The sequence below is a fragment of the Nonlabens sp. Asnod3-H03 genome (assembly GCF_045063665.1).
Taxonomy (GTDB): Bacteria; Bacteroidota; Bacteroidia; order Flavobacteriales; family Flavobacteriaceae; genus Nonlabens; species Nonlabens ulvanivorans.
In genome coordinates, this window is sequence record NZ_JBEFOD010000007.1 from 374,910 (window position 1) to 400,263 (window position 25,354).

Consider the following 25,354-nt stretch of genomic DNA (forward strand, 5'->3'; position numbering starts at 1 on the left):
CCTATTGAATGCATTCTGGGAGACTTTCTGAAAACCCATTTAACAGAGTAGGAACTAACCAAATCAATTATCATGAAAAAACTATATTCAATAGTGCTCATATTAATTATGAGTAGCTGTATGTTTCTAAATGCACAAAAAATAAATGAGAAAGACCGCTATCAAGAACAGCTAAAAGTTGAAAAAAAAATAGCTTCATTCATTCAAGAAAACATCGATAATGTCGTACCAGAAAAGCATCTGTATAATTACATAGAAAAGCTTAGAACCGCAGATGAGCATACCATTCAAGAGCTAACAGCTATTCCTTTTGAAGAGTTACTGACGATTTATAAAAAAGATTATTTGCGCAGTCTTTATTTTACAAATAATCCAGAAGCTACTATTATTTTTAAAGCTATTGCCGCTCCTATTTGCACAAACGGCGATTTTGAATCTGGAACTTTTGACACCTCACTTGCTGGTGAAACCGGTATATATAATTTAGGAGAATGTGATGCCATACCCTTAGTAGGAGCTTCAAATATTATATTCAATCCAGAGGCCTTTGGTAACGCAAATCATTTTGACATTACTAATATAGGTCTAGACCCTATTGTTGCTTATGGTGGCGGTTCTTTACAGATGGTTAATAATGGAAACCATGCTGTGCGCATTAATGCTCCATTGATTTGTAACACTAGTACTGGAAACCCTAATGGTGGTATTAATAAATTAATCAAGTCCATTACTTTACAAGATGATGGTATTCAAGAAATAAATTTTAGTTATGCATTAGTGGCAGATTATCCTAATCATCCTAATGAAAATCCATTTTTTATGGCTAAAGCACTAGATGCCAGTAGTAACACTTTAGACCGTTTTTGTATCGTTTCTAATCCAGATCCTACAGTTAATCCATTTATAAATAGTTTTGCAGACTATCCAGGTTGTGCAACTAATCAAGTAGTATGGCAAGACTGGACTTGTGGTTCTTTAACTGTGAATGGTAAAGTTGGTGATGTTATTACTCTAGAGTTTATTGTCTCAGATTGTGGTCAAACAGCTCACTTTGGATATGCTTATATAGATGATATCTGTTCAGTAAGCTGTAACGGTAATGGTCAAGGAGCTATTCAATTAACACCTATGGATCCATGTCAGGACACACCATTACAAGTTTGTGGAACATATACATTACCTAATCTTAATGGCAGCAATGGATCAGTCAATTCTATTGAGTTAGATATTCTACAAAATGGAAATGTGATTAATACCTTATCAACTTCCATAATTGGAGCAGGAAACTTTTGTTTTACTGTAAATAGCTCTGATATGACAGGTCAATCTGGCGGTTATGATTTCCAAGCCAATATTCTTTTCAATATAGGTTCAGGAACACAACCGGCAACTGATTCGCAAACTAATCCAGGTCAGAATAATGATTATATTTTTAACAATCCAAATTGTTGCCCTACTGATGCATCCTTTGATGCATTTATAGATACAAGTGGTTTATTAGCTATTTCAAGTTTCACAGATTATAGCGCTTTTAATCCAACCCATGAATGGTATGTGCTATCCAGTCCTAATAGTTCTGGTGGACCATACACACCAATTTATAGTGTGCAAGATAATGGACCAGCAAATATCAATTTAATCTCTAACGCGCAGCCAGGATTGTATTATACGGTTATTCACGTTATGAAATCCAATGAATGTGCAAATGTTTGCGAAAGCAAAGTATTATATTATAACAATGGAAGTAGACGTGGTGAAGAGCTAGATTATCGATCAAATCAAGATTGTTGTCTTGCTTTACAATTTTGGGCAAACGGTCCAGGTCAGACCAGTAATCTAACTGGTGATTTTCAGGTAGCTGTCGATTTCAATGGTACGATAACTACAAATGTTCTTAACCCATATAACAATCATCCTGGGATCACTCATAGTTGGGAACTATATTCAAGCCCTAATTCAACGGGTGGTCCATATACATTAGTCGATTCTCAAACTGGTCTTAACTATAGTTATAGCTCTATATCTGATGGTGTTTATTACTTTGTTCTTCATAAAGTAGAAACAGATTGCGGTCAAGTATGTTTTGTTCAAGACATTTGTAGAAATTGTGCAAGTCGAGGCAGCTCGAGTATTGCAGGTGAAATAGATTGTGATTTTTTTAATGATACCACAGTCAACTGTACTGCTACAGAGAAGCATGAATATAATTGTAAGACAAACATGCTAGAATGGGCTACTGTACCTGGTGCATTAGGTTATGTTATAGAAGTTAATTATAATGATCCTGACTGCTGCCCTAGATCCACTACTCTACCTACTAGTCAACGCTTTGAAGTAGGACCTGGAACTACAACATTGTCAATTCCTATCAATAGATCTGGATGTTTCAGCTATTCAATCGGCACTTTATGTGCAGATTCTAGATTACCTAAATGGACAGCTAAAGAATGTGTATCTTGTAATTCTATTATTATACCGTTGTGTGCCGCTCCAACTAGTACTGATTTTAATTGTGATAGAGGTGTTATATCATGGACAGGATCACCATTGTTCAATGATTATGTGGTAGAATACACTTATAATGATCCAGAATGTTGTCCTAGCAATCAACGTCCAACAACTACTAGAGTTAACGTTACTGGAACTAGTTTACAAATATTAATACCGGCAACTGCATATTGCTTAAGTTATCGTGTAGGAACTATATGTCCAGATTTCAGAGAACCAATCTGGACTGCCAAAGTATGTCAAACTTGTAGAGGTATAGGTATAGTACCTAAAAATGAAAATATAGGAAATACCAAAATCTCACCAAATCCTAGTAATGGTGTAACCACATTCACATTTGAATCTAGTGATATCAAACTTCATAAGATTATTATTTACAACCTAAACGGTATTGAAGTAGAGATAATTGATATCCCTGATTATAAAGAATCGATTTATAAAAAAACCTGGGATGGTAAAGACATCTTAAAAAAAGGAGTATACTTTGTGAGTTTTCAGACTTCAAAAGGCAAAAAAGTCGAGAAATTAATCATTAAGTAAAAAGAATTTTACTCTATGTAATATGAACTCAACAGCAGAAAGCAGAGATCAATTCTCTGCTTTTTTTTTAAAAAAATAGACGTTAATAATGAATTAAATAAAAAATTGAAAAAAAATTAAAATTGTTGGGTAACAAAATCTACTAATGAGGAACACTACTATGAAAAGACAGTTAAACTGTTGTTTTAAAACATTAATAAAAAGAGTAAGAATAATAAACCAGTCAATTTCTTTATAAAATTTAATTTTTAATAAAGACACTGTCTATCCCTATAAGCAGGACTGGTTATTCAAACCTAGATATTATAATTGATTACTAATCTTATGATAGATTAATCAAAAGTAAAAATTAGAAGATGGTGATTATTAGGTTCTACTATTAATTGGGGAGACCATTTTTTAAAAGAAGGCAGGAATATTTTCCTGCCTTTTTTAATGCGGTAAATTTATAAATTTCATAACAAGGCACAAAAAAAGCAGATTCTTAAGAATCTGCTTTTTTAATATTACTCTTAATCAATATTGATTATGAAAGTTCTTTTGCTTTACGTTTACGCTCATTTTCATCAAGATATATCTTACGTATTCTCAAATGATTAGGAGTTACTTCAACATACTCGTCCTTTTGGATATATTCAAGCGCTTCTTCAAGAGTAAATTTAATTGGCGGCGCAATCTTTACCTTATCATCGTTACCAGCACTACGCACGTTAGAAAGCTTCTTAGTTTTAGTAAGGTTAATAGCTAGATCATCTGGTCTAGAGTTCTCACCTACTACCTGACCTCCATAAATCTCTTCACCTGGATGAATAAAGAATTTACCACGATCTTGTAACTTATCCATTGAATAAGGAATAGATGTACCAGTCTCCATAGAAATCATAGATCCGTTAATACGACCTGCTATCTCACCTTTATAAGGTTCAAAACCTACAAAACGGTGATTCATAATAGCCTCACCAGCAGTAGCAGTAATCAATTGATTACGTAAACCAATAATACCACGAGAAGGGATTTTAAATTCACAAACCATACGCTCACCTTTTGGTGCCATACTAGTCATTTCACCTTTTCTTAAGGTAACCATCTCAACAGCTTTACCACTTACCGCTTCTGGTAAATCAATAGTTAACTCTTCAATAGGCTCACATTTAACACCGTCTATTTCTTTGATGATAACTTGTGGTTGACCTATTTGTAATTCATAACCTTCACGACGCATCGTTTCAATTAATACAGAAAGGTGTAATACACCACGACCGAAAACCATAAACTTATCTGCACTACCCGTATCATGTACTTGTAAAGCAAGATTCTTTTCTAGTTCCTTAGTTAAACGATCATTTATGTGGCGAGACGTTACAAACTTACCGTCTTTACCAAAGAAAGGAGAATCGTTGATAGTAAATAACATACTCATTGTCGGTTCATCAATTGCAATCGTTTCCATTGCTTCTGGGTTTTCAAAATCAGCAACACTATCACCTATTTCAAAACCTTCTAAACCTACAATTGCACAAATATCACCAGCCATTACTTCTTGAGCTTTGGCTTTACCCATACCATCAAAGACATAAACCTCTTTAACCTTAGTCTTAGTCATAGAACCGTCACGCTTACATAGCGTCACGTTTTGACCTTCTTTAATAGAACCTCTTTTAATACGACCTATTGCAATACGACCTGTATAATTAGAGAAATCTAATGAAGTAATTAATAGTTGAGTCGTTCCTTCTTCAACCTTTGGAGCAGGAACATGCTCGATAACCATATCTAATAATGGTTCAATATTAGTTGTTTCATTTTGCCAGTCCTCAGACATCCAGTTATTTTTTGCACTACCATAAACGGTAGGGAAATCTAACTGCCATTCTTCTGCACCTAGTTCAAACATTAAATCAAATACAGATTCATGTACTTCATCTGGTGTACAATTCTCTTTATCAACTTTATTTACAACTACACAAGGCTTAAGACCTAGGTCTATTGCTTTTTGTAATACAAAACGAGTTTGTGGCATTGGTCCTTCAAATGCATCTACTAAAAGTAGAACACCATCTGCCATATTCAATACACGTTCTACTTCACCACCAAAATCGGCGTGACCAGGTGTATCAATGATATTAATCTTAGTCCCTTTATACATAACAGAAACGTTCTTTGCAAGGATTGTAATCCCACGTTCACGTTCAATGTCATTGTTATCAAGGATTAACTCTCCTGTTGTCTCGTTCTCACGGAAAATTTCACAATGGTGTAAAATCTTGTCTACTAACGTAGTCTTACCGTGGTCTACGTGAGCAATAATCGCAATGTTTCTAATGTCTTTCATAAAAATAACGCTTGTTAGCGGCTGCAAAAATAGGCTTATTTATTGGTTTTTAGCGGTTTATTGAAATATTTGCACAGCTTCTTTCAAATACTTGATTTTCAATAGCCTTAAATCTAATTGATATTTTGCTTTCGCGAAAGCGAATCATAAAACCATAACCGTTTATTAATTCATCCATCCTATAAATATATTTTACTCCTAATCGTTAAGTCTTTCTTAATCATTAGTAATAAAGTGACGTTTCATTTTGTTAGGTATTTGTAAATCATACCTTTGCCGCTGATAGAAAAATATCAATTTTTATGAGTCAAGTTAAAGCAAATGACACTGTAAAGGTGCATTACACAGGTAAATTAAAAGCAACAGGACAGGTCTTTGATACATCTGCAGACAGAGAGCCATTAGAAGCTCAACTAGGTCAAGGAATGTTGATCCCAGGTTTTGAAAACGGCCTTATAGACATGAAGGTAAATGAAAAGAAAACTATTGAAATCCCTAAGGAAGAAGCTTATGGTGAGGTAATGGAAGAACTTTTTCATAAAGTAGATAGAACACAATTACCACAAGAAGTACAACCTGAAGTAGGAATGGGATTGATTTCTCAAAACCCTGATGGGACAGAAAGACAATTGCGCGTTGCAGAGGTACAGGAAGATCACATAGTAGTTGATGCTAACCATCCACTAGCTGGTCAGGACCTTGTTTTTGAATTAGAATTAGTAGGAATCAACTAAGGTTCTCTACAACATTTAAAAAAGCCTGTCGATAAATATCGACAGGCTTTTTTTATCATTATATTTAAAGAAATACTTAATCTACCACAACTGCGCGGGATATAGGAGTATCACTTTTCACGACAACAAATGATGACACCGGATAAAAAGAATTATCTGTAGTCGTATTAGTCCAGTTTTCAAAACCATATTCAAAGGTAAAAGTTGTACCTGCCATACTGGATGTAAATGAGTCTATTCTCGTAGGTACTTCCATTCCCGGACACCATCCAGCTCGATCTGGAGTCCAGTTTCCAGGTGCTTGATTGCTAACTGGATTAGAAGCACATCCCAGAGGACCCAGATTATGCTGAAACATATTTGCGCCGTTAATACTCACACTATGCGTTCTATAGCACCATTCAGCACAAGTACGACCATCTGGATCACCAGATGCTGCTTGTCCCCATCCAGATATGATAGTACGCAAATGTGTACTCTGGGCATTTGAAGGAATGTTAATCGAACGTGTAAGATCAAAGGCATGTGCGACACCATATGGCACACCTGCTTGTGAGCCATTATCATAATTAAGAACTCTAGTGATCCCATAATATTGATAATCTGGTGTTCCCTCTATATAATCAAAGTCCACACTAACCTCATAGCCTTTTGCATTCCAGCACTCAGTTCTTATTCTCAATTCAACGTTACCGGTTAACATTGATTTAAAATCAGTGACATCAAATTCAAATCCTCTAGGCAACTGACTGTTATCATTCCAGTATGGTGTTATAAATCTAGCCATTTCATAACGCTCTCCAGACAAAGGATCCGTTACTTTTACATTTGCAAAAACATCCCACTCATCACATCCTCCTGATGGACAGGTAAGTTTTACATACATTTTTATTGCCTCTATATTACTTAGGTCATTATGGAGATTAAATGTCTGAACAGATGTTTGATTAAATCCACCACCAAAGGCGACTCTAGTTCTATTAAAGGTTAGATAGTTATGTATCACTGCTGTACCTGACCCATTAAGTATTATTACGATATCGTCTGCTATGTCGGTAGTTTGAATAACGATATTTTCTTGAAACGTATTTATGGCATCTGGAATGAATCTAACAAAAATCAAACTTGAAGTAGTAAGGACAGGCAAGCTTAATTGAGTAGAAAATGTAGAACCGTCCACCGACAATTCAAATGGACTAGTCGTTGTAAGATTGATGTCACTACTTAAATTTGTATGGCTTAAAGTAAAAGACTTCAATTGTGAATTTTGACCTACTTGAGTATCTTCAAAAGACAGACTACTCAATGAGGCTGTTAATGATGGCGTATTTCCAGAACCACTTGAACCTGTATCATCATTTTCTTCAGAACTACATTGAATAAAAATTAAAGCAAATAAAAAAACAGTGAGGTATTTAATAAATTTTAAAAGTTTATTCATGTCGTAAAGTTTATGTTTAGTGCAATTTAAAATAAATTTTTAGGAGTACTCAAAGTAAGTTTTCTTATTTAATTAAAAATGAACAAATCATATTTAATAAGGTAGAACATTGAGAACAAAAGCTTTACAATAACTTGAACTTAATGAGCCTAAATGGTATCTTTGCAAACTTCAAAAAATGAGTCAATAATATGTTTGATAATTTAACTGACAAACTCGATAAAGCCATGCACGTCCTTAAAGGACATGGAAGCATTACCGAAGTAAACGTTGCAGATACTCTCAAAGAAATACGTCGCGCCCTTGTGGATGCCGATGTAAACTATAAAATCGCCAAAGAATTTACCTCTCGCGCTAAAGAAAAAGCATTAGGTCAAGGCGTACTTACAACTCTTAAACCAGGTCAACTTCTTACTAAAATTGTAAAAGATGAACTTACAGAGTTAATGGGTGGTGATGTTACTGGACTTAACTTAACCGGTAACCCTACTGTTATTTTAATGTCAGGTTTACAAGGTTCTGGTAAAACAACTTTTTCAGGTAAACTTGCTAACTTCTTAAAAACTAAAAAGAGTAAAAGACCTCTTTTAGTGGCTTGTGATATTTATCGTCCTGCGGCAATCGATCAATTACACGTTGTCGGTGAAAGTGTCGGTGTTGAAGTATACTCTAATCGAGAGGAAAAAGATCCTGTAAAGATTTCTGAAGCCGCTATTTCTCATGCCAAACAGAATGGCTTTAATGTGGTTATCATTGATACAGCAGGTCGTCTTGCGGTTGATGAACAAATGATGACTGAGATTGCAAATGTGCATGCTGCAGTTAAACCTCAAGAAACACTTTTTGTAGTTGACTCTATGACAGGTCAGGATGCTGTTAATACTGCCAAAGCATTTAATGAACGATTAAACTTTGATGGTGTTATACTTACTAAACTAGATGGTGACACACGTGGTGGTGCTGCATTATCTATTAAATCTGTTGTTGATAAACCTATTAAATTCATAGGTACTGGTGAGAAGATGGAAGCTATTGATGTTTTCTACCCATCTCGTATGGCTGATCGTATTCTGGGAATGGGTGATGTTGTTTCTCTTGTAGAGCGCGCTCAAGAACAGTTTGATGAAGAGCAAGCTCGTAAATTGAGTAAAAAAATTGCTAAAAATCAATTTGGCTTTGATGATTTCTTATCACAGATACAGCAAATCAAGAAGATGGGTAATATGAAAGATTTAATGGGTATGATTCCAGGTGCTGGAAAAATGCTTAAAGATGTTGATATAGATGATGATGCTTTTAAAGGTATAGAAGCTATAATTCATTCTATGACTATAGAAGAAAGAACACGTCCACAAGTGATTAACGGATCTCGTAAAAAAAGAATCGCAAAAGGTAGTGGTACTACCGTTACTGAAGTCAACCAACTGCTTAAGCAGTTTGACCAGATGAGCAAAATGATGAAAATGATGCAAGGCGGTAAAGGTAAAGCCATGATGAATGCTCTAGGAAAAATGAGATAACCATTTTATATTTTAGATATTTGAAAGTCCTAGGTTCACACTTAGGACTTTTTTTGTGACACAAATATTCCTACGCAATCCTTATCGTTAACAAGTAGATAATAAGTGTATCGATTAAAATTTTAAAATTCGATTCTTATGATTGAATTTTACAACATCATAAACCAGCACACATAACTATGATTATTCTCGACGGAAAAAAAACAAGTAATGATATCAAGAACGAGATTACAGAAATCGTTCAAGAAATGAAGAATAATGGCGAGAAAGTACCTCATCTAGCTGCAGTAATCGTAGGAAATGATGGAGCCAGTCTTACCTACGTAGGTTCTAAAGTACGTGCATGTGAACGAGTAGGATTTGAAAGCACAATGGTACGTATGCCTAATACAACTAGCGAAACCGAACTGCTTAAAGAAATAGAAAAACTTAATAGCAACCCAGATATTGATGGCTTTATAGTTCAGTTACCTCTTCCAAAACAAATTGATACTCAAAAAGTATTAATGGCTGTAGATCCTGATAAGGATGTAGATGGCTTCCACCCTACAAACTTTGGTAGAATGGCATTGGACATGAGCACCTTTATCCCAGCAACACCATTTGGAATTCTTGAATTACTAGACCGTTACAATGTAGATACACAGGGAAAACACACTGTTGTGATAGGTCGTTCTCATATCGTAGGTAGACCTATGAGTATACTAATGGGAAGAAAAGGTTTTCCTGGTAACTCAACTGTAACATTAACACACAGCCACACAAAAAATATTACTCAAATCACATCACAAGCTGATATCATCATTACCGCATTGGGCGTACCTGGATTTTTAAAAGCAGAAATGGTAAAAGATGATGCAGTCATTATTGATGTAGGTATCACACGTGTTCCCGATGAATCTCGTGAACGAGGTTACTACATAACTGGAGATGTGGACTATGAAAATGTCTCTAAAAAAGCAAGTCACATAACACCTGTACCTGGTGGTGTGGGACCCATGACTATTGCTATGCTACTTAAAAACACATTACTGGCAAGAGAAAGACACAGAGCTGCTAACAGGTAAGCTTCCAGCTCCAATTAAAAAGTCCTACATATGTAAATATGTAGGACTTTATTTTTAATAATTAATAATAGTATTTATTTCCCGCCATTTGCTTGCAAGTCTGCGATACATTGAGCATCTAATTGCGCTATTCCCGATCCCATGATATTCATCATATCTAATGGATTAAAAGTTTCTAATTGTGCACTCATTAAACAACCATCGACATCACAATGTGCGCTATTTGATTGGTCTTCATGATCAGATTGTAATGGAGTACCTATGTTCACTAACCCCATGATGTGGGCAAACTCATGTTCATATACTGCTGTTTCTACATTGACTCTACTAGGCTCATTAAAGCCACCGCTCAACTCTTCAATAGTTTTTTGAAACATCACTAAGGATGTATTTCTGTATGCTGTACCTAAAATCACACTATTACCTGAGTCATTTTCACTTGATTGATCAGCAAATAAGACAAAAATAGTAAGAGTGTCATCTAAACTAAACTGTGTTCTTATATCATCTTCTAATTGACGTACTTCTGCAATCGAATAAGTCCCCAAACTTTGTGCAGGAATCTCTCTTTCTACAATAGAGATTCCACCAGGTTTATGTAATCGATTATTTAAAAAAGACAATAAATTATTGAGCGACGCTTGTTCTGGTCTAAAACCATCAACATACACTGCTTCAATAACGATCTTTGTAAATCGAGTATCACTTAATAGTTCATTTGCACTTGCACCTGTATTAAGCGTGTAAGAAAATTGACTACTATCTCCATTATTATCCTGATCTTTGTCTGAACTACACGCATTTAAACCGGCAAGGATGATTAAAAGGCATAATAATTGAAATATCTTTTTCATATTGTATATTTTCACCCAAATTAAAATTAAATAATGAAACATTCTATTAAATTGCTCCTAACACTTCTTGTTTTTTCCGCTTTCGCGAAAGCGCAATCTGGAGAATCCTACCAATCCTTAATGATGAAGTATTTTGAAGTAAGCGGTATAGATACTGAGTACAATGCAGCCTATGATGGTATGATGCAAATGTTTAAAGATGCTTATCAAACTCAAGATGTGCCTGCATCTGTTTGGCAAAAGTATGATGCAAACAAAACAGCTTCTGTAGCAAAGCTTAAAGGAATTCTAGCTAGTGAGTATCGCAGTATTTTTGATGACAAACAAGATTTAGTCAATTTGATTAACTTTTATACTTCTAAAGCTGGTAAGCAATTAAAGTCTAATCCTAACGCTATGAGTGAAGAGGACAAACTTGCATATGAGGCTTTTAGGGTATCAAATACAGGTACTAAACTATTCGGTCGCATGGACCGCATTAATAAAGCTAAAGAAACAGCAAGTGTTTACTGGTCTCGTGAGCTTTTTTGTCAGGTAACAGGCGAATTAAAGGAAATGGGATATTCTAGTTCAATGCCTATGGGAAGTTGTAATTAATGGAAGATTTTTTAAAATCGCTCCCACAACTTGCTGCTCAAAAGAAAAAGGAGAATCAAGCTTATTTCAAAAAGCTTAAAAAAAAGGCTCCCAAAAATTTAGATAATCGCATGCAAGAACTGCATGATGAAACTTTTGAAGAAGTCGATTGTCTATCATGCGCAAACTGCTGTAAAACAACTGGTCCATTATTCACACACAAAGACATTGATAGAATAGCAAAGCATTTTAGAATGAAGCCTAGCGATTTTATCGACCAATTTTTGCGTATTGATGAAGATAAAGATTACGTATTGCAACAGGTGCCTTGCCATTTTCTAGGAGCAGATAACTACTGTTCTATCTATGATGTACGGCCTAAAGCATGTCGTGAGTATCCACATACAGACCGACGTAAAATATACCAAATAGGTAATCTGACAGTAAAAAATACTGCTATATGTCCCGCAACATATAAAATAGTAGAAAAAATGAAAGCCTCAATTCCCATGAATTGAGGCTATTATTTTCTATGTAACATTACGTTGGCAGATTTTAACAGGCAAATGCTAATCATAGTTAAAATAAATCGAGAATTCATACACCTTATATATATTTGAAGTGATGAAAAAATATGTCCCATTTATATTATTGCTTATTATAACTGCATGCAGCAAGCCCGAACCGCAGAAAGCCGCAGTTATTGGCATTGAAGATATTGCATCTTTAACAAGTAATTATCCTGATAAGATACAAGTCATTAATTTTTGGGCAACCTGGTGCAAGCCATGTGTTGATGAATTACCAGCTTTTGAAAAATTAAAAGCTACCTATGGTGATCAAATAGAAGTTATCTTAATATCACTAGATGATGTTGAAAATTTAGAATCTAAAGTAAATCCATTCCTAGAAAAGCATAATATACAATCTCAAGTAAGATTACTAGATTACCCATATGCGGCAGAATATATACCTATGGTAGATCCACACTGGGATGGAGCTATACCTGTAACATTAATAAAATATAAGAAAGAGCACAAATTTTATAACCAAAGTTTTGAATTCAAAGAATTAGATTTTGAAGTCGCTGCTCTATTAGAAAAATAATAAATAAAATGAAAACACTTAAAGTATTAACTGTTGTAGCCATCGTGGCACTAGTGGGCATTTTGGTTAGTGGCGTACTTAACTTTGGATCCACATCCATGGAAGATAATGAAATAGAAAGTGCTGTTAACAAATCTAATGTGATAGATCAGGCACCAGTTAGAAAAGGTTATGACATCGGTGATAAGGCGACTGATTTTAACCTGCAAAATATTGATGAAAAAATAGTCTCACTTAAAGACTTCAATGATGCAGAAGGTTTTATCGTGATTTTCACTTGCAATCACTGCCCATACTCAGTAGCTTATGAAGATAGAATTATAGCACTTGATAAAGAGTTTAAAGGACAAGGATATCCTGTCATCGCTATTAACCCTAATAACCCAGAATCATACCCAGAGGACAGTTTTGACAACATGAAAATAAGAGCTAGAGAAAAAGGTTTCACATTCCCGTATCTTTTTGATGCTGGTCAAAAAATATATCCTCAATATGGGGCAACTAAAACACCTCATGTCTTTTTACTACAAAAGGAAGGTGCCGATAACATTGTAAAATACATAGGCGCAATCGACGATAATCACAAAGATGCAAAGGCTATTAAAAATGACTATTTGCGCAATGCCGTCACTGATTTAATCAATGGTCAAGAAATCAAAATGACTAAGACCGTGGCTATAGGCTGTTCTATTAAAAGTTAGTCACCATAAATTTTATTGATACAGAACCCGTGTTTATACATGGGTTTTCTTATTTGGTAAACTGTCAAAATTGTATTTTTGCAAAAAGAATAGATTACCCAACATGATTTTAGAACAACATTATACTAAATGTCTAGCTCAAGGTGCTTACTACATTGCATCAGCTGGCGAGGCTGTAATTATAGATCCATTAAGAGAAGTACAACAATACATCGATCGTGCGGCAAAAGATAACGTGACCATAAAATACGTGTTTCTTACGCACTTTCATGCAGACTTTGTTTCTGGTCATGTAGATTTAGCAGATAAAACTGGTGCAACGATTGTTTTAGGACCCAATGCCGAGACTAGTTACGCTTTCGCGAAAGCGGAACACGGAGAAGTCTTTAAAGTAGGTGATGTTACTTTTACTCTTCTACACACTCCTGGACATACCATGGAATCTTCTTGTTACTTATTAAAGGATGAAGAAGGAACGGCTAAAGCTATTTTTACTGGTGACACCTTATTTATAGGTGATGTAGGGCGACCAGATCTTGCTGCAAAATCAGATTTGAGCACAGAAGATCTAGCTGGTCATCTTTATGATTCTTTACGTACTGAAATCATGCCGCTACCTGATGATATTATTGTTTATCCGGCGCATGGTGCAGGAAGTGCTTGTGGTAAAAGTATGAGTAAAGAAACTTTTGATACGCTAGGTAATCAAAAGAAAACAAATTATGCCCTTGCTAAAGATTTAAGTAAAGACGATTTTATTAAAGAATTAACGACTGGTATTGCTCCACCACCAGCATATTTCCCAAAGAATGTATGGATGAATAAAGGAGTCAATTCTAGTATCGATGAGATTATTGCTAGAGGAAATACACCTATGAATGCCGTGTCGTTTAAGGCACTTGTCGATGATAATGAATACTTAGTTCTAGATGTAAGATCGCCACAAGAGTATACTGCATCTAGCATTCCAGGATCTTGGTTTATAGGTTTGGATGGACAGTTTGCCCCATGGATTGGTGCTTTAATTGAAGACATAGATCAGAAAATTATTTTTATTGCACCTAAAGGACGAGAAGAAGAAACTGTTACCAGACTTGCGCGCGTTGGTTATGATAATGCCCTAGGTTATTTAGATGGTGGTTTAGATGCATGGAAGGAAGCTGGATTTGAGACGCAGCAAATCGAAAATATTACAGCCCAGCAATTTATTGATGGCTTATCTAATAACATCTCAAATCCTATAGATGCTCGTAAGCAAGGAGAATATAATACTGCTCATGTAGAAGGTGTCCCACTATATACCTTAGACAATATTCATTCAGACGTTAATTTGCTAGATACCAACAAAACATATCATGTATATTGTGGTGGTGGATATCGCTCTGTGATTTTTGCTAGCATTGCGGCCGCAAATGGCATAAAAAATGTGGTAAACGTGGAAGGTGGCTTTGGAGCCATAAAAAAGACTAATTTAGGAACTCAAAAAATTACTGAACCAACAAGTTGTTCACTTTAATATGAAAGACATTACAAAACAAGAATGGAAGAAACTTACTGCATCAGATGATAATGCGGTAATTATAGATGTACGAACTGCAGATGAAGTTGCAGAAGGTATGATTCCTAATGCATTACACCACGATATTTTCCAACCACAAGAACTCATGGCAGCACTTGAAGAAATGGATAAGTCTAAAAATTACTATATCTACTGCCGTAGCGGTGGACGCAGTGGTCAGGCTTGTCAAATTATGAATCAAATGGGCTTTGAAACAACTTATAATCTTTTAGGCGGTTTTAGTGAGTGGGATGGCGATGTTGCTTAACCTATATATGAAATGAAAAAAATAATTCTTTTATTAAGCTTAATCTGTACAATTGCTTTAACTCAAAGCTGCTTTGAAGCTAAAGCTGGAACGGTTGAACTAGTAAGCTCTGAAGAGGCTGCAGATATCATAAAATCGCAATCAGCACAATTAGTTGATGTACGTAGTAAGGTTGAGTATGATGCTGGTCATATCGCTGGCGCTATTAACATTCCTGTAGACAGTGAAAATCTAAATGAAATCATCGCCGGACTTAATGACAAAGAACCTGTTCTGGTTTATTGTAACGGTGGACGACAAAGTGCTCAATGTGCTAAGATTTTAGAAGATAAAGGATTTATTAAAATATTTGATCTCGATGGTGGTTTAAGTAAATGGACCACTAGCGGTAGAGAGATCGTTTTAAAAACTAACGAATAACAAATGCAATTATCTGACATTCCACAAATCAAGCATGTAGATGCTGACAATTTCTTTTTACTTGCTGGCCCATGTGCCATTGAAGGAGAAGACATGGCACTGCGCATCGCAGAAAAAGTGGTCAAAATCACTGATAAGCTCAATATCCCTTATGTATTTAAAGGAAGTTTTAAGAAGGCTAATCGCAGCCGTATAGATAGCTTTACTGGTATAGGTGATGAGAAAGCGCTTAAGATATTGCGCAAGGTTTCTGAAACCTTTAAAGTACCTACTGTTACAGATATCCATGAGGTTTCTGATGCTGCTATGGCTGCAGAATATGTAGACATTCTACAAATCCCGGCTTTTTTAGTAAGGCAAACAGATCTAGTAGTTGCTGCTGCACAAACTGGTAAAGTCGTGAATCTTAAGAAGGGACAATTTATGTCACCAGAAGCTATGAAACATGCCGTTCAAAAGGTGAAAGATTCTGGTAGCGATAAAGCTTGGATTACAGATCGCGGAACTATGTTTGGTTATCAAGATATGATTGTAGACTTTAGAGGTATACCGACCATGCGCGAGTTTGCTCCAACGGTATTAGATGTGACACATAGTTTACAACAGCCCAATCAAACGAGTGGTGTTACTGGTGGACGACCAGATATGATAGAAACTATTGCACGCGCAGGAATAGTAAACCATGTAGATGGTTTATTCATTGAAACTCATTTTGATCCTGCAAATGCTAAAAGTGATGGAGCCAACATGTTAGATCTTCAATATTTAGAAGGTCTATTAACTAGACTGGTAGCTATCAGAAAAACCGTTAATTCTTTTTAAAACAAAATTTTAAATAATAAAAAAAGCCTGCAAATTAATTATTTGCAGGCTTTTTTGTTTACTTAATTATCATTTGTGAAGCAATAATGTTAAACATTTCCCATTCTGTAACAATGCAAAAAATGTGGAGTCCTATTTTATATACATCTAACAACTAAAACTTTACATTATGAAAAATTACATTTTTATTGCAACGTTCTTTATGGCATTTATAGGATTTGCACAGACCAGTATGGAAGTAGAATCCTTTTCAAAAATTAAAATTGAAGCTGACGCACAAATTGAAATTGTTTACTCACCAAAAGATCAAGTGATGTTTAATGTGGATGAAGATCTACTTAAAGACTTTACAATCTCATCAGATAATGGTTCCTTAACCATTAAACAAAATGGAGCTTCTATAGCAGGATTAAAAATACGTATTTACACCAACCAACTTAAAGGTATGGCTGTAAATGGAAACGGTAATGTAACCTTAACAAAGTTTGCTTCTATGAATAATTTATACTTATCCATGAAAGGTTCTTATACGGTTGATACTGGCGATGCTAAGATTAAAAACTTTATAATTTCAAGAGATGCTAACAGTAAAGCCATTTATGAAAATGCAGTAGAAGTTAAAGAAAGCGTTAACGGATCCTTACTTGTAGTAAATGGATAACATTTATTTGCTCTAATTATTAACTAAAAGCCCTTTCTTTAAAAGAAAGGGCTTTTTATTTTCAATCGATTTATTTTAAACTTTGTAATACATTAGTAGTCATAAAGAAAAAATCATGAAGATCAAATTTTACTTACTACTCTCTGTTTTTGTAATCATGGTTTCTTGTCAAAACGAAAAAGATGATTATATTCCTACAGACCAGGTAATATTGTCTAACGTATTTGGAAGTAAAATTGATTTAAATAACCTGGAAAGCTATCAAAATAATAACATTCCATCTTATATAAGATTTTCTAATCGAGGAAATGCCATAGAGAATGATAAGGCAACATTAGGTAGAATTCTTTTCTATGATACAAAACTATCTACTAATAATAGTATCTCTTGTGCCAGCTGTCACCAGCAAGAACACGCGTTTAGCGATACTAATGTAGCTAGCACTGGTGTAAATGGGATGACATCGCGCCACAGTATGAGATTAGTTAATGTCGGATTCCAACCTGGAACTAACTTCTTCTGGAATGAAAGAGTTAACTCTCTAGAAAGCCAAGTTACAGAACCCATAAAAGACCATGCTGAAATGGGTTTTAGTGGTGAGAACGGCGCACCTACATTTAACGATTTATTACTTAAATTATCAGATACAGATTACTATCAAGTATTATTCAATCATATTTATGGAGATCCGTTAATAACAGAAGAACGATTACAGGAGTGTTTATCCCAGTTTGTTTTGAGCATACAATCATTTGATTCTAGATATGATGATGGATTACTAGCAACGGGAAATCCAGGACCAGCTTTCCCTAATTATAACATGTCAGAAAATCGCGGTAAATTTCTATTCACGACGACACCAGTTAATGGTGGCGCTGGTTGTGTAAGTTGCCATGTGCCGCCAGAATTTGCAATAAAAAATAACATTCACAATAATGGTGTCATTGCGACTATTGCAGATCCTAACGTTTTTGATCACGATAATACCAGGTCGCCCAGTTTAAGAGATCTTGAAAACCCAGAAGGCTTTATCAATGGACCACTTATGCATAATGGATCCTTTAATACCTTACTAGAAATGGTGGAGCATTACAACTCAATAGATATGACTAATCAGCAATTGTTAGATCCTCTTTTATTTGATAGCGTTGGACCTAATGGCCCAATAGGTCAACAATTACAACTATCAGAAAGCGATAAAACAGCACTCATTAATTTTCTTAAAACGCTGACTGGAAATGATATTTATACTAATCCTAAATGGAGTGATCCTTTTGTAAATTAAATTTTAAGGAACAAGTAAGGCTTCAAAATCATGTTGTGAACCTTGAAATACATTTCCATCCACTAAGGTTTTAATGCCATCTACTGGAAAACGATCGCTGTACTGCCAGAAATCCCACGAGATACGTGGTGCATTAACTCGATTGTAATTTGCAATCCACACTCTAGGATATTCTTCAAAATAAGAATCTGGTTTAAGGATATCTCTGTAGAAAGCCTCACCACTATATATAATGGGTTTCACACCATAATGATCCTCGATAATTGCAATCCAGTTCTTAAGACCTTTTCTTAAAGAAGCTTTATTCTGCACATTAGACATATCCTCGATATCTAATACAGGTGGTAAATCACCTTTATTTAACACCACTTGATTTTTAAAAACAGCAGCTTGCTTAGCACTATTTACATCACTCCAGTAATAATGATAAGCTCCTTTTTTAATTTGGGATTTTGTCGCACCAGTCCAGTTTTCTTTAAACCTTTTATCCTTTTCGGTTCCTACAACAGCTCTTATAAAAACAAAATCAATTTGCTTTGTACTATCTGGATGTTTAACATTATTCCATTTAATAGCACCTTGATGATGAGAAACATCTATACCATGTATTGCATATTTTTTGATGTGATCACTCTTATAAACCATTGAGGCATCGTACTTATTCAAATTATAATACCAGCGATATATAGGCCTTTTATATTGGAATAATAGAATAGATATGATGCCAATCATTAAGAATATGAACCACCATTTTTTATAATTCATTTCTTCTTTTTATGGTTAATACGTATCTCTTTGAGTTCTAATAATGTTTCAATAACCATCTGATCATCGATTTCTTCTAAGGTTTCAAATCGCAATGATCGCAACATTTTTCTTCCTTCACCGGCAATTAACTTACCATGTTGATTAGTCAATTCATTACCATAGGACATTCCTAGATCAACAAATATTTTCCTGAAATTAAAGAAACAAAACATCGTTTTATCGTCAAGATAATAAAATGGTAAATGCCATTTATATTTCAGTTGTGCCTCAGGAATAGTCGACTCTACCAGTAATTGTAGATGCAGCATTATCGAGCGATAAGGCTCTGGAGAACGGTTAATATAATCGTGTGCTGGATTCATGCTATAAAGCTATTTCTTTTTACGCTTTCGCGAAAGCGTAATCAACACCACTTCTCTACTCTAATAAAATAATCAATAAAAAATATGATTAATTCAGTAAAATACATTTACTTTGTATTTCAAAGTACTTTTATTATGACTAAAGATAAAGTTCTAGACGACTTAAAAGAAATCAGATCCATCATGGACAAGTCGACACGTTTTATATCGCTTTCTGGTATGAGTGGTGTCATGGCTGGTATTTATGCGCTGATAGGTAGTATTGTCGGTTATTTTGTGATAGAAGATGCACGTGAACGTGGTTATACAGATACGTTAGACAGTTTATTAAGTACACCATGGGAACGTAACCCATCACTTCAAATACTAGTTATTGCCGGTATTGTTTTATTTATGGCTGTTGTAACGGCCTTTTTCTTAACTAAGATTAAAGCAGCCAAATACAAACAAAAAATATGGAATAAACAATCTATAAGACTGGTAGTTAACTTTCTAGCACCACTAACAATAGGTGGTTTATTTACTCTGGCGTTATTACAATATGGATTGTTATTTTTAGTAGCACCTGCCATGCTAGTCTTTTATGGAATAGCCTGTATGAATGCAGCAAAATATACTTTAGGAACTGTTAAATATCTAGGATTAAGTTGTGCTATTCTGGGTCTAATTAATACACAGTTTATAGGTTATGGATTGTACTTTTGGGCTGCTGGATTTGGATTGTGTCACATCATTTATGGCGCTGTGATGTATTATAAATATGATCGATAGGTTGAGTGGGCAGTAGGCAAAAAACGCAGTCTAATCCTGCACAATCGAGAACAGGTTACAAAACAATAAAGTCATTAAAATATAATTCCATTTAGAATTATGAAAAAAGTTTTTAAAATTACATTACTAATAGTTACATTAACTCAAATAGCAACTTCATGTAATACCGAGAGCAAACCACAAGTTGTTATCGATGAGAATACCGTTGCAGAGGATTTTGTGATACAAGAAGATACCACGATGGTTAAAGTTTTAAGTCTTCCCGTTTATATCGATAGTACTCAATACATTTATCACCCTACAAAGTTATTAAGCAATCGAACCAAAAATGATAGCCGAAGATTTTCAATAAGTAAAAACTCTTACGAATCAGGGAATAGTAATAGTAAATACTCTCATTATAGATTCAATGGTCAGTATGCTGGTTTTGCAGTTGAAAATATAAAAACAGGTGAAATTATTAAAATTACTGATCAAGAAATTAACTTTTCTAACGTCAAGATATACAACAAGCTAGAATACAATCCTAGAGTAGAATTTGTACTCTACGAAGGTCACGATCTGGATACAAACAAAGATGAAAGATTAAATCACCGTGACGTTTCAGCTTTGTTCATTAGTAATTTAGATGGAAGTAAATTCAAGAAACTAAGTGTTGACTTTGAAGAATATTTATCCTATTCCTTTCTCGTCGCAAACGATAAACTTTATTTTCAAACTGTAAAAGATTTGAATGGAGATGGAAAGTATGAAAATGATGATGAATACCTTAATTACGTAGTGGACCTGATTAAAGAGGACAAACAAGCGATACGTTATGACACTGAACCAGCATTCAAACAGAACCAATAACTAAAAACCGATAACTCTCTCAATGAGTCTTATTAATAAATTAAATAAAGCATTTGATCATCGCATTAGACTAGGCATTATGTCTGTTCTAGTGGTGAACGATCATGCCGATTTTAAAGAACTTAAAGAGTTGTTAGATGTTACAGATGGTAACCTTGCTAGTCATGCCAAAGCTCTTGAAAAAGAGGAATATATAAGAGTAGAAAAAAGTTTCATAGGTCGTAAGCCTAATACTAAATATATCGCTACTGATGTAGGCAAACTAGAGTTTAAAAAACATATCGCTGCCCTAGAAAAATTATTAGGTGGATAACATACTAGCCTGAAATCCTAACAATGCTGTAACACAACTAAGAATAAAAAAAATGAAAATCACACTGTCAATTTATTGCTCGCTCTAAGCCTATATATTATGAAATCTATTTTTTTATCTTTTTACTTTGAAATTCAAAGTACTTTAAAATACCTAAGAGAACTTTTAGTGAGTTTAGGATTTACCATATCTAGCAAAATGTATGTCTTTTTTAAAAAGGGAACATCATGGCATCTTCAGACAACTCAACTACTGTCCTACCCTAAGCATAGTTTAGGATTTCATCTAGGTTGCTTTTTATTAAAACACAAATTTGAACCTCAACCACGTTGTGAGGATCATGACGTTTTTCATGTTCTAACGGGTTATAAAGTAGACACTGCACAGGAAATCGCAATGCAGTTTTGGTTATGGGGCAACGGTAAGCGTAGTCCATTTGTAGCTCTTGCCATGCTTATTGGTCTACTACTTTATCTGGACTGTTATGACAGCTTTACTAGAGCATATTTAAAAGGTCAATATTCTAAAGCTATACATCATATTGATTTCAGCCAACATCTGTCATCACCTATATCAAATTTTAAAACTAATAATAATACTATCTCATCATGAAAAAGACCATCGTCATTATCTTAGGCGGCATCACATTTGCCACTCTATTTTACAACCACTTTCTAGGGTTAAACACAGCAGTTTATGCTCTATTTCTTATCATAGCACTTGCTATAATGAATACTAGATCACTTCTTAAGCCTACCATTATTGCCAGTGCGGCTGGAATGATTGCCTCTTCCATTGCTATTATAATGCATGGATCTGGCATGGCTGTAATGTGTTACTTCTTATCTGTGTTTTTATTTATAGGAATGGTTGCTAGCTCTCAAGCGAGTATTTACACGAGCTGGTTTAATGGATTATACAATCTGTTTTTTGGAATGTTCCATGACTTTATTTTCAATATCCAAAAAATTAAAGAAGAGCCTACATCTACTTATGCAGTAAGTCAGATTATTAAAATCACCGTCATTCCTATTCTATTGATTATTTTATTTTCTTACCTATATAGTCTTGCTAATCCAGTTTTTGCAGAGTGGCTTGCATTTATAGATCTCAGCTTTATAGATGGATTATGGTTTTTCACAGCTATACTAGGCGGTTTTATCATGGGGAATATTGCACAGCCTAATGCGATTGATCCTTTAACTGAAAATGATATCAAAACTGACAACTTTTTAAAATCTAAAGAACTAGAAAATCCAGAAATTGAAAAAGCTAAAAATGAATTACAACTAGGTACGTTCTCCATTAGTGCTCTTAATATCCTACTGGTCATTGTATTGATTACAGAGCTGATGTTTATTTTAAATATCAAGGATTTTGCAGCATCAGAATTAAGCGATGCGGTTCACTCTGGTGTTTATGCCAGCATTGTAAGCATCATTCTAGCCGTGGTGATTATTGCTATATTTTTTCGCGGAAGCATCAACTTTATAAGAGAAAACGGAACTCTTAAAACACTCACTTTTATATGGATAGGGCTTAATTCCCTATTAATCGCCAGCATATTTACAAAGACCTATTTATACATAGATCAATATGGGTTATCCATGAAGCGCATAGGTGTTGTGGTGTATCTTACCTTATGTTTAATAGGACTATTTACTACTTTTTTAAAGGTACAACACCAACTAAACTTTGTGTATTTATGGCGCCGTAATCTAGCGGTAAGCTTTGTGATTATCTCCATATTTTCATTATTCAATTGGTCTGCTATTGTTACAGATTACAATCTCAATAATGATTTTGTAGATCATAAACAGTTAGAAAGATTATTACCACAAAATGCTTTGATCCTTAAAAAGCATGGATTATATGACGATGCACAACAGCTCAATAATAGTTTAGGGTATAGTTCTGCACGATACTGGGAAGAACATTTTACAAATCGTCAATGGCAAGATTTTAATTATATCGCTTATCAAATTAAGAAAGAAAATAATCAAGATGCTCAAAGCAATCCATAATAGGCTAGCCTTATGTGAAAGAATAAACTCTTATGGAATTAAGACTGCCTTACTAACCTTTATTTACATGATGGTAATAGGTACTGGTTATATCTTAACCCATTTGGACTTTTTTATCGCTTTTATTTTATTGGGAATATTTATTGGTATAATCATCAATGGAATCATGATGATAGCTGTTTTAATTCAACTATTAAGAAATGTGAATCGGACGATTGAAACTCTATTTACCATTTACATTCTACTACTTAATATACCGATGGCGTTTCTTCTCATATTTCTCAACGACTTTTTAAACCAAAATTTTTATTCATGAACTTTTTAAAAGAATTAACTCCTGTCAATCGATTTGCACATTGGACAGCTATCGTCAGTTTTTGTTTAGGCACTCTATCATTCCTATCGTATTTAATATTTAAACAAAGTGATTTAATAGAGATAGGCCTAGGTTACATCGTCATAGCTGTGGTGTGCAACATCATTGTTCTCGTAATGATTATGATAGCAGCTTTAAGCCAGAAAACATCATTTAAAGAAACTGCTTATACGATAGGCGTAATGCTAGCTAATATACCTATAGCCTTTCTCTACTTTATAATAATAGTTGAATTTGCAATATGAAAACACTAATCATTAATCGCTTTAAAGAACTAAGCATTTTATTAATGCTTAGTTTAACTAGTGTCGTACTTCTTGCCATGCGCATAAAAATCACACACGACTTTTATATGCTATTTCTAGTCTGGAATCTTTTTCTAGCAATACTACCCTATGTTATTAGTTTATGGTTAGAAACAAGCATAGCTAGTACGTACTGTAAAAGAACTCATAAATGGTTGACCATACCTATTTTTACCATATGGCTGCTCATTTTACCTAATGCTCCTTACATCATTACTGATTTAATACACATTAGAAACGCAAGCGGTGCTTTTCTTATATATGATAGTATTCTTATCGCTAGTTTTGCTATTACCGGTTGCTGGGCTGGCTTTATGAGTTTACATCAAATGATAAACAGCTTAAGCTCTATGCATATTATTAAAAGAGAGGCACACAAAACTGTACTGCCATATCTTATCCTATTTCTAAGCGCCATTGGCATATATTTAGGTCGTGATTTAAGGTGGAATAGTTGGGATATCATCCAGCAACCAGCTAAGCTTTTTACAGACACTTTATCTATTTTTATGCATCCGTTAACACACCAGACAGCTTGGTTACAAATCATACCTATGAGTCTATTTTTAATGGTCCTCTATAAACTATTTCTTCAACATGAGACGAAGTACTAAAAGACATTATGCTATTCTAGCGATAGTTATCTTTTTAATAGAAGTCTTTATAGCGCTTTATATTAATGATTCTTTCATACGACCATTTCTAGGAGATGTGCTAGTTGTTGGATTGATTTATTGCGCAGTAATGGCCATTACATCATATCGAGTGGTAATAGTAGCTATCGGCACATTAATTTTTAGCTATATGGTAGAGTTAGCACAATATGCACAAGTAGTTGACCTACTAGGATTAAGTGACAACAAATGGGCTAGAATTATCATAGGTACTAGTTTCTCATGGTGGGATATGGTGTGTTATACTATAGGGTTTATAATCATTTTACTAATTGAGAAGAATAAAAGAATTATGAAAATTAGTCAATAACGCTTTCGCGAAAGCGTTATTAGAAATTAGACTCATAAAAAAAGCGAGCCTAAGCTCGCTTATATATATATATATATATATATATAGATTATTGGGTTATCTCTTCAGGGCAAAGTGTCCTTTAAAGCTACGTCCATCGCTTAGTTCTACTAAATACCAGTAGTCACTAGATGGCATTGGGTTACCATTATATGTTCCATCCCAA

At 34.5% G+C, this 25,354-nt stretch carries 28 protein-coding genes; 22 read left to right on the top strand and 6 right to left on the bottom strand.

Going from position 1 to position 25,354, the window contains the following annotated elements:
- The first annotated feature begins 72 nt into the window (after positions 1-72).
- The gene (locus ACJJVI_RS03135) at positions 73-3,048 is read left to right on the top strand and encodes a T9SS type A sorting domain-containing protein (protein ID WP_405350263.1); all 2,976 of its coding nucleotides are present in this window, start codon (positions 73-75) and stop codon (positions 3,046-3,048) included.
- 526 nt (positions 3,049-3,574) lie between these two features.
- On the opposite strand, the gene typA is transcribed toward ACJJVI_RS03135, so the two are convergent.
- On the bottom strand, positions 3,575-5,380 hold the full coding sequence (typA, locus tag ACJJVI_RS03140; RefSeq protein WP_036579522.1) for a translational GTPase TypA: 1,806 nt from the start codon (positions 5,378-5,380) through the stop codon (positions 3,575-3,577).
- A 302-nt stretch (positions 5,381-5,682) separates the two neighbouring features.
- Here typA and ACJJVI_RS03145 point away from each other — a divergent pair, with 302 nt between their 5' ends.
- Positions 5,683-6,114, top strand: a complete 432-nt coding sequence (locus ACJJVI_RS03145; protein ID WP_036579519.1) for a peptidylprolyl isomerase — start codon at positions 5,683-5,685, stop codon at positions 6,112-6,114.
- A 76-nt stretch (positions 6,115-6,190) separates the two neighbouring features.
- Here ACJJVI_RS03145 and ACJJVI_RS03150 read toward each other — a convergent pair whose 3' ends face one another.
- Complete coding sequence (locus ACJJVI_RS03150; protein WP_405350266.1) at positions 6,191-7,555, bottom strand: peptide-N-glycosidase F-related protein; 1,365 nt, start codon at positions 7,553-7,555, stop codon at positions 6,191-6,193.
- A gap of 191 nt (positions 7,556-7,746) precedes the next feature.
- Between ACJJVI_RS03150 and ffh the strand changes: the two genes are divergently transcribed.
- The gene (ffh, locus tag ACJJVI_RS03155) at positions 7,747-9,075 is read left to right on the top strand and encodes a signal recognition particle protein (RefSeq protein ID WP_036579517.1); all 1,329 of its coding nucleotides are present in this window, start codon (positions 7,747-7,749) and stop codon (positions 9,073-9,075) included.
- A gap of 179 nt (positions 9,076-9,254) precedes the next feature.
- Positions 9,255-10,142 (top strand): bifunctional 5,10-methylenetetrahydrofolate dehydrogenase/5,10-methenyltetrahydrofolate cyclohydrolase, encoded by an 888-nt coding sequence (locus ACJJVI_RS03160; protein WP_036579514.1) that lies wholly within the window; start codon positions 9,255-9,257, stop codon positions 10,140-10,142.
- Between the two features lie 74 nt (positions 10,143-10,216).
- Here the strand turns inward: ACJJVI_RS03160 and ACJJVI_RS03165 are convergent, their stop codons facing one another.
- The gene (locus ACJJVI_RS03165; protein WP_348022475.1) at positions 10,217-10,996 is read right to left on the bottom strand and encodes a membrane metalloprotease; all 780 of its coding nucleotides are present in this window, start codon (positions 10,994-10,996) and stop codon (positions 10,217-10,219) included.
- A 33-nt stretch (positions 10,997-11,029) separates the two neighbouring features.
- On the opposite strand from ACJJVI_RS03165, the gene ACJJVI_RS03170 reads away from it, so the two are divergent.
- The 10 genes from ACJJVI_RS03170 to ACJJVI_RS03215 all read left to right on the top strand — a co-directional run bounded on the left by ACJJVI_RS03170 (position 11,030) and on the right by ACJJVI_RS03215 (position 18,394).
- A complete protein-coding gene (locus tag ACJJVI_RS03170; protein WP_036579510.1) occupies positions 11,030-11,593 on the top strand; it encodes a DUF2059 domain-containing protein in 564 nt (187 codons plus the stop codon).
- Positions 11,593-12,090 (top strand): YkgJ family cysteine cluster protein, encoded by a 498-nt coding sequence (locus tag ACJJVI_RS03175; RefSeq protein ID WP_042249429.1) that lies wholly within the window; start codon positions 11,593-11,595, stop codon positions 12,088-12,090. The genes ACJJVI_RS03170 and ACJJVI_RS03175 overlap by 1 nt, the downstream gene beginning before the upstream one ends.
- A gap of 106 nt (positions 12,091-12,196) precedes the next feature.
- Positions 12,197-12,679 (top strand): TlpA disulfide reductase family protein, encoded by a 483-nt coding sequence (locus ACJJVI_RS03180; RefSeq protein WP_348022476.1) that lies wholly within the window; start codon positions 12,197-12,199, stop codon positions 12,677-12,679.
- Positions 12,680-12,687: 8 nt separating this feature from the next.
- The gene (locus ACJJVI_RS03185) at positions 12,688-13,380 is read left to right on the top strand and encodes a thioredoxin family protein (RefSeq protein ID WP_317289941.1); all 693 of its coding nucleotides are present in this window, start codon (positions 12,688-12,690) and stop codon (positions 13,378-13,380) included.
- Positions 13,381-13,483: 103 nt separating this feature from the next.
- The gene (locus tag ACJJVI_RS03190) at positions 13,484-14,896 is read left to right on the top strand and encodes an MBL fold metallo-hydrolase (protein WP_348022477.1); all 1,413 of its coding nucleotides are present in this window, start codon (positions 13,484-13,486) and stop codon (positions 14,894-14,896) included.
- Between the two features lies 1 nt (position 14,897).
- Positions 14,898-15,206 (top strand): rhodanese-like domain-containing protein, encoded by a 309-nt coding sequence (locus ACJJVI_RS03195; RefSeq protein ID WP_042269777.1) that lies wholly within the window; start codon positions 14,898-14,900, stop codon positions 15,204-15,206.
- 12 nt (positions 15,207-15,218) lie between these two features.
- The gene (locus tag ACJJVI_RS03200) at positions 15,219-15,626 is read left to right on the top strand and encodes a rhodanese-like domain-containing protein (RefSeq protein ID WP_405350274.1); all 408 of its coding nucleotides are present in this window, start codon (positions 15,219-15,221) and stop codon (positions 15,624-15,626) included.
- A 3-nt stretch (positions 15,627-15,629) separates the two neighbouring features.
- Positions 15,630-16,448 carry a 3-deoxy-8-phosphooctulonate synthase gene (kdsA, locus tag ACJJVI_RS03205; protein ID WP_042296498.1) on the top strand — a complete coding sequence of 273 codons (819 nt, stop codon included), beginning with the start codon at positions 15,630-15,632 and terminating at the stop codon, positions 16,446-16,448.
- Between the two features lie 169 nt (positions 16,449-16,617).
- Positions 16,618-17,109 (top strand): GIN domain-containing protein, encoded by a 492-nt coding sequence (locus ACJJVI_RS03210; protein ID WP_405350277.1) that lies wholly within the window; start codon positions 16,618-16,620, stop codon positions 17,107-17,109.
- A 115-nt stretch (positions 17,110-17,224) separates the two neighbouring features.
- The gene (locus ACJJVI_RS03215; RefSeq protein WP_405350280.1) at positions 17,225-18,394 is read left to right on the top strand and encodes a cytochrome-c peroxidase; all 1,170 of its coding nucleotides are present in this window, start codon (positions 17,225-17,227) and stop codon (positions 18,392-18,394) included.
- A 3-nt stretch (positions 18,395-18,397) separates the two neighbouring features.
- Here ACJJVI_RS03215 and ACJJVI_RS03220 read toward each other — a convergent pair whose 3' ends face one another.
- Positions 18,398-19,159, bottom strand: a complete 762-nt coding sequence (locus tag ACJJVI_RS03220; RefSeq protein ID WP_405350282.1) for a glycoside hydrolase family 25 protein — start codon at positions 19,157-19,159, stop codon at positions 18,398-18,400.
- Positions 19,156-19,524 carry a DUF1801 domain-containing protein gene (locus ACJJVI_RS03225; protein ID WP_006795726.1) on the bottom strand — a complete coding sequence of 123 codons (369 nt, stop codon included), beginning with the start codon at positions 19,522-19,524 and terminating at the stop codon, positions 19,156-19,158. The genes ACJJVI_RS03220 and ACJJVI_RS03225 overlap by 4 nt, the downstream gene beginning before the upstream one ends.
- 135 nt (positions 19,525-19,659) lie before the next feature.
- Between ACJJVI_RS03225 and ACJJVI_RS03230 the strand changes: the two genes are divergently transcribed.
- The 8 genes from ACJJVI_RS03230 (at position 19,660) to ACJJVI_RS03265 (ending at position 25,149) form a co-directional block, all read left to right on the top strand.
- Positions 19,660-20,295, top strand: coding sequence for a hypothetical protein (locus tag ACJJVI_RS03230; RefSeq protein ID WP_042249415.1), 636 nt, complete (start codon positions 19,660-19,662; stop codon positions 20,293-20,295).
- Between the two features lie 99 nt (positions 20,296-20,394).
- Positions 20,395-21,147 (top strand): hypothetical protein, encoded by a 753-nt coding sequence (locus tag ACJJVI_RS03235; RefSeq protein WP_042269770.1) that lies wholly within the window; start codon positions 20,395-20,397, stop codon positions 21,145-21,147.
- A gap of 22 nt (positions 21,148-21,169) precedes the next feature.
- The gene (locus tag ACJJVI_RS03240) at positions 21,170-21,460 is read left to right on the top strand and encodes a transcriptional regulator (protein WP_036579481.1); all 291 of its coding nucleotides are present in this window, start codon (positions 21,170-21,172) and stop codon (positions 21,458-21,460) included.
- A 99-nt stretch (positions 21,461-21,559) separates the two neighbouring features.
- Positions 21,560-22,072 (top strand): hypothetical protein, encoded by a 513-nt coding sequence (locus ACJJVI_RS03245; protein WP_397300904.1) that lies wholly within the window; start codon positions 21,560-21,562, stop codon positions 22,070-22,072.
- Positions 22,069-23,484 (top strand): DUF4153 domain-containing protein, encoded by a 1,416-nt coding sequence (locus ACJJVI_RS03250; protein ID WP_042269767.1) that lies wholly within the window; start codon positions 22,069-22,071, stop codon positions 23,482-23,484. The genes ACJJVI_RS03245 and ACJJVI_RS03250 overlap by 4 nt, the downstream gene beginning before the upstream one ends.
- Positions 23,485-23,796: 312 nt before the next feature.
- A complete protein-coding gene (locus ACJJVI_RS03255; RefSeq protein ID WP_042269763.1) occupies positions 23,797-24,105 on the top strand; it encodes a hypothetical protein in 309 nt (102 codons plus the stop codon).
- On the top strand, positions 24,102-24,779 hold the full coding sequence (locus ACJJVI_RS03260) for a DUF1361 domain-containing protein (protein ID WP_053233977.1): 678 nt from the start codon (positions 24,102-24,104) through the stop codon (positions 24,777-24,779). Before ACJJVI_RS03255 ends, ACJJVI_RS03260 begins: the two co-directional genes overlap by 4 nt.
- Complete coding sequence (locus ACJJVI_RS03265; protein ID WP_042249399.1) at positions 24,763-25,149, top strand: DUF2809 domain-containing protein; 387 nt, start codon at positions 24,763-24,765, stop codon at positions 25,147-25,149. Before ACJJVI_RS03260 ends, ACJJVI_RS03265 begins: the two co-directional genes overlap by 17 nt.
- 96 nt (positions 25,150-25,245) lie before the next feature.
- Here the strand turns inward: ACJJVI_RS03265 and ACJJVI_RS03270 are convergent.
- A partial coding sequence (locus ACJJVI_RS03270; protein ID WP_405350296.1) for a T9SS type B sorting domain-containing protein occupies positions 25,246-25,354 on the bottom strand: 109 nt, incomplete at its 5' end.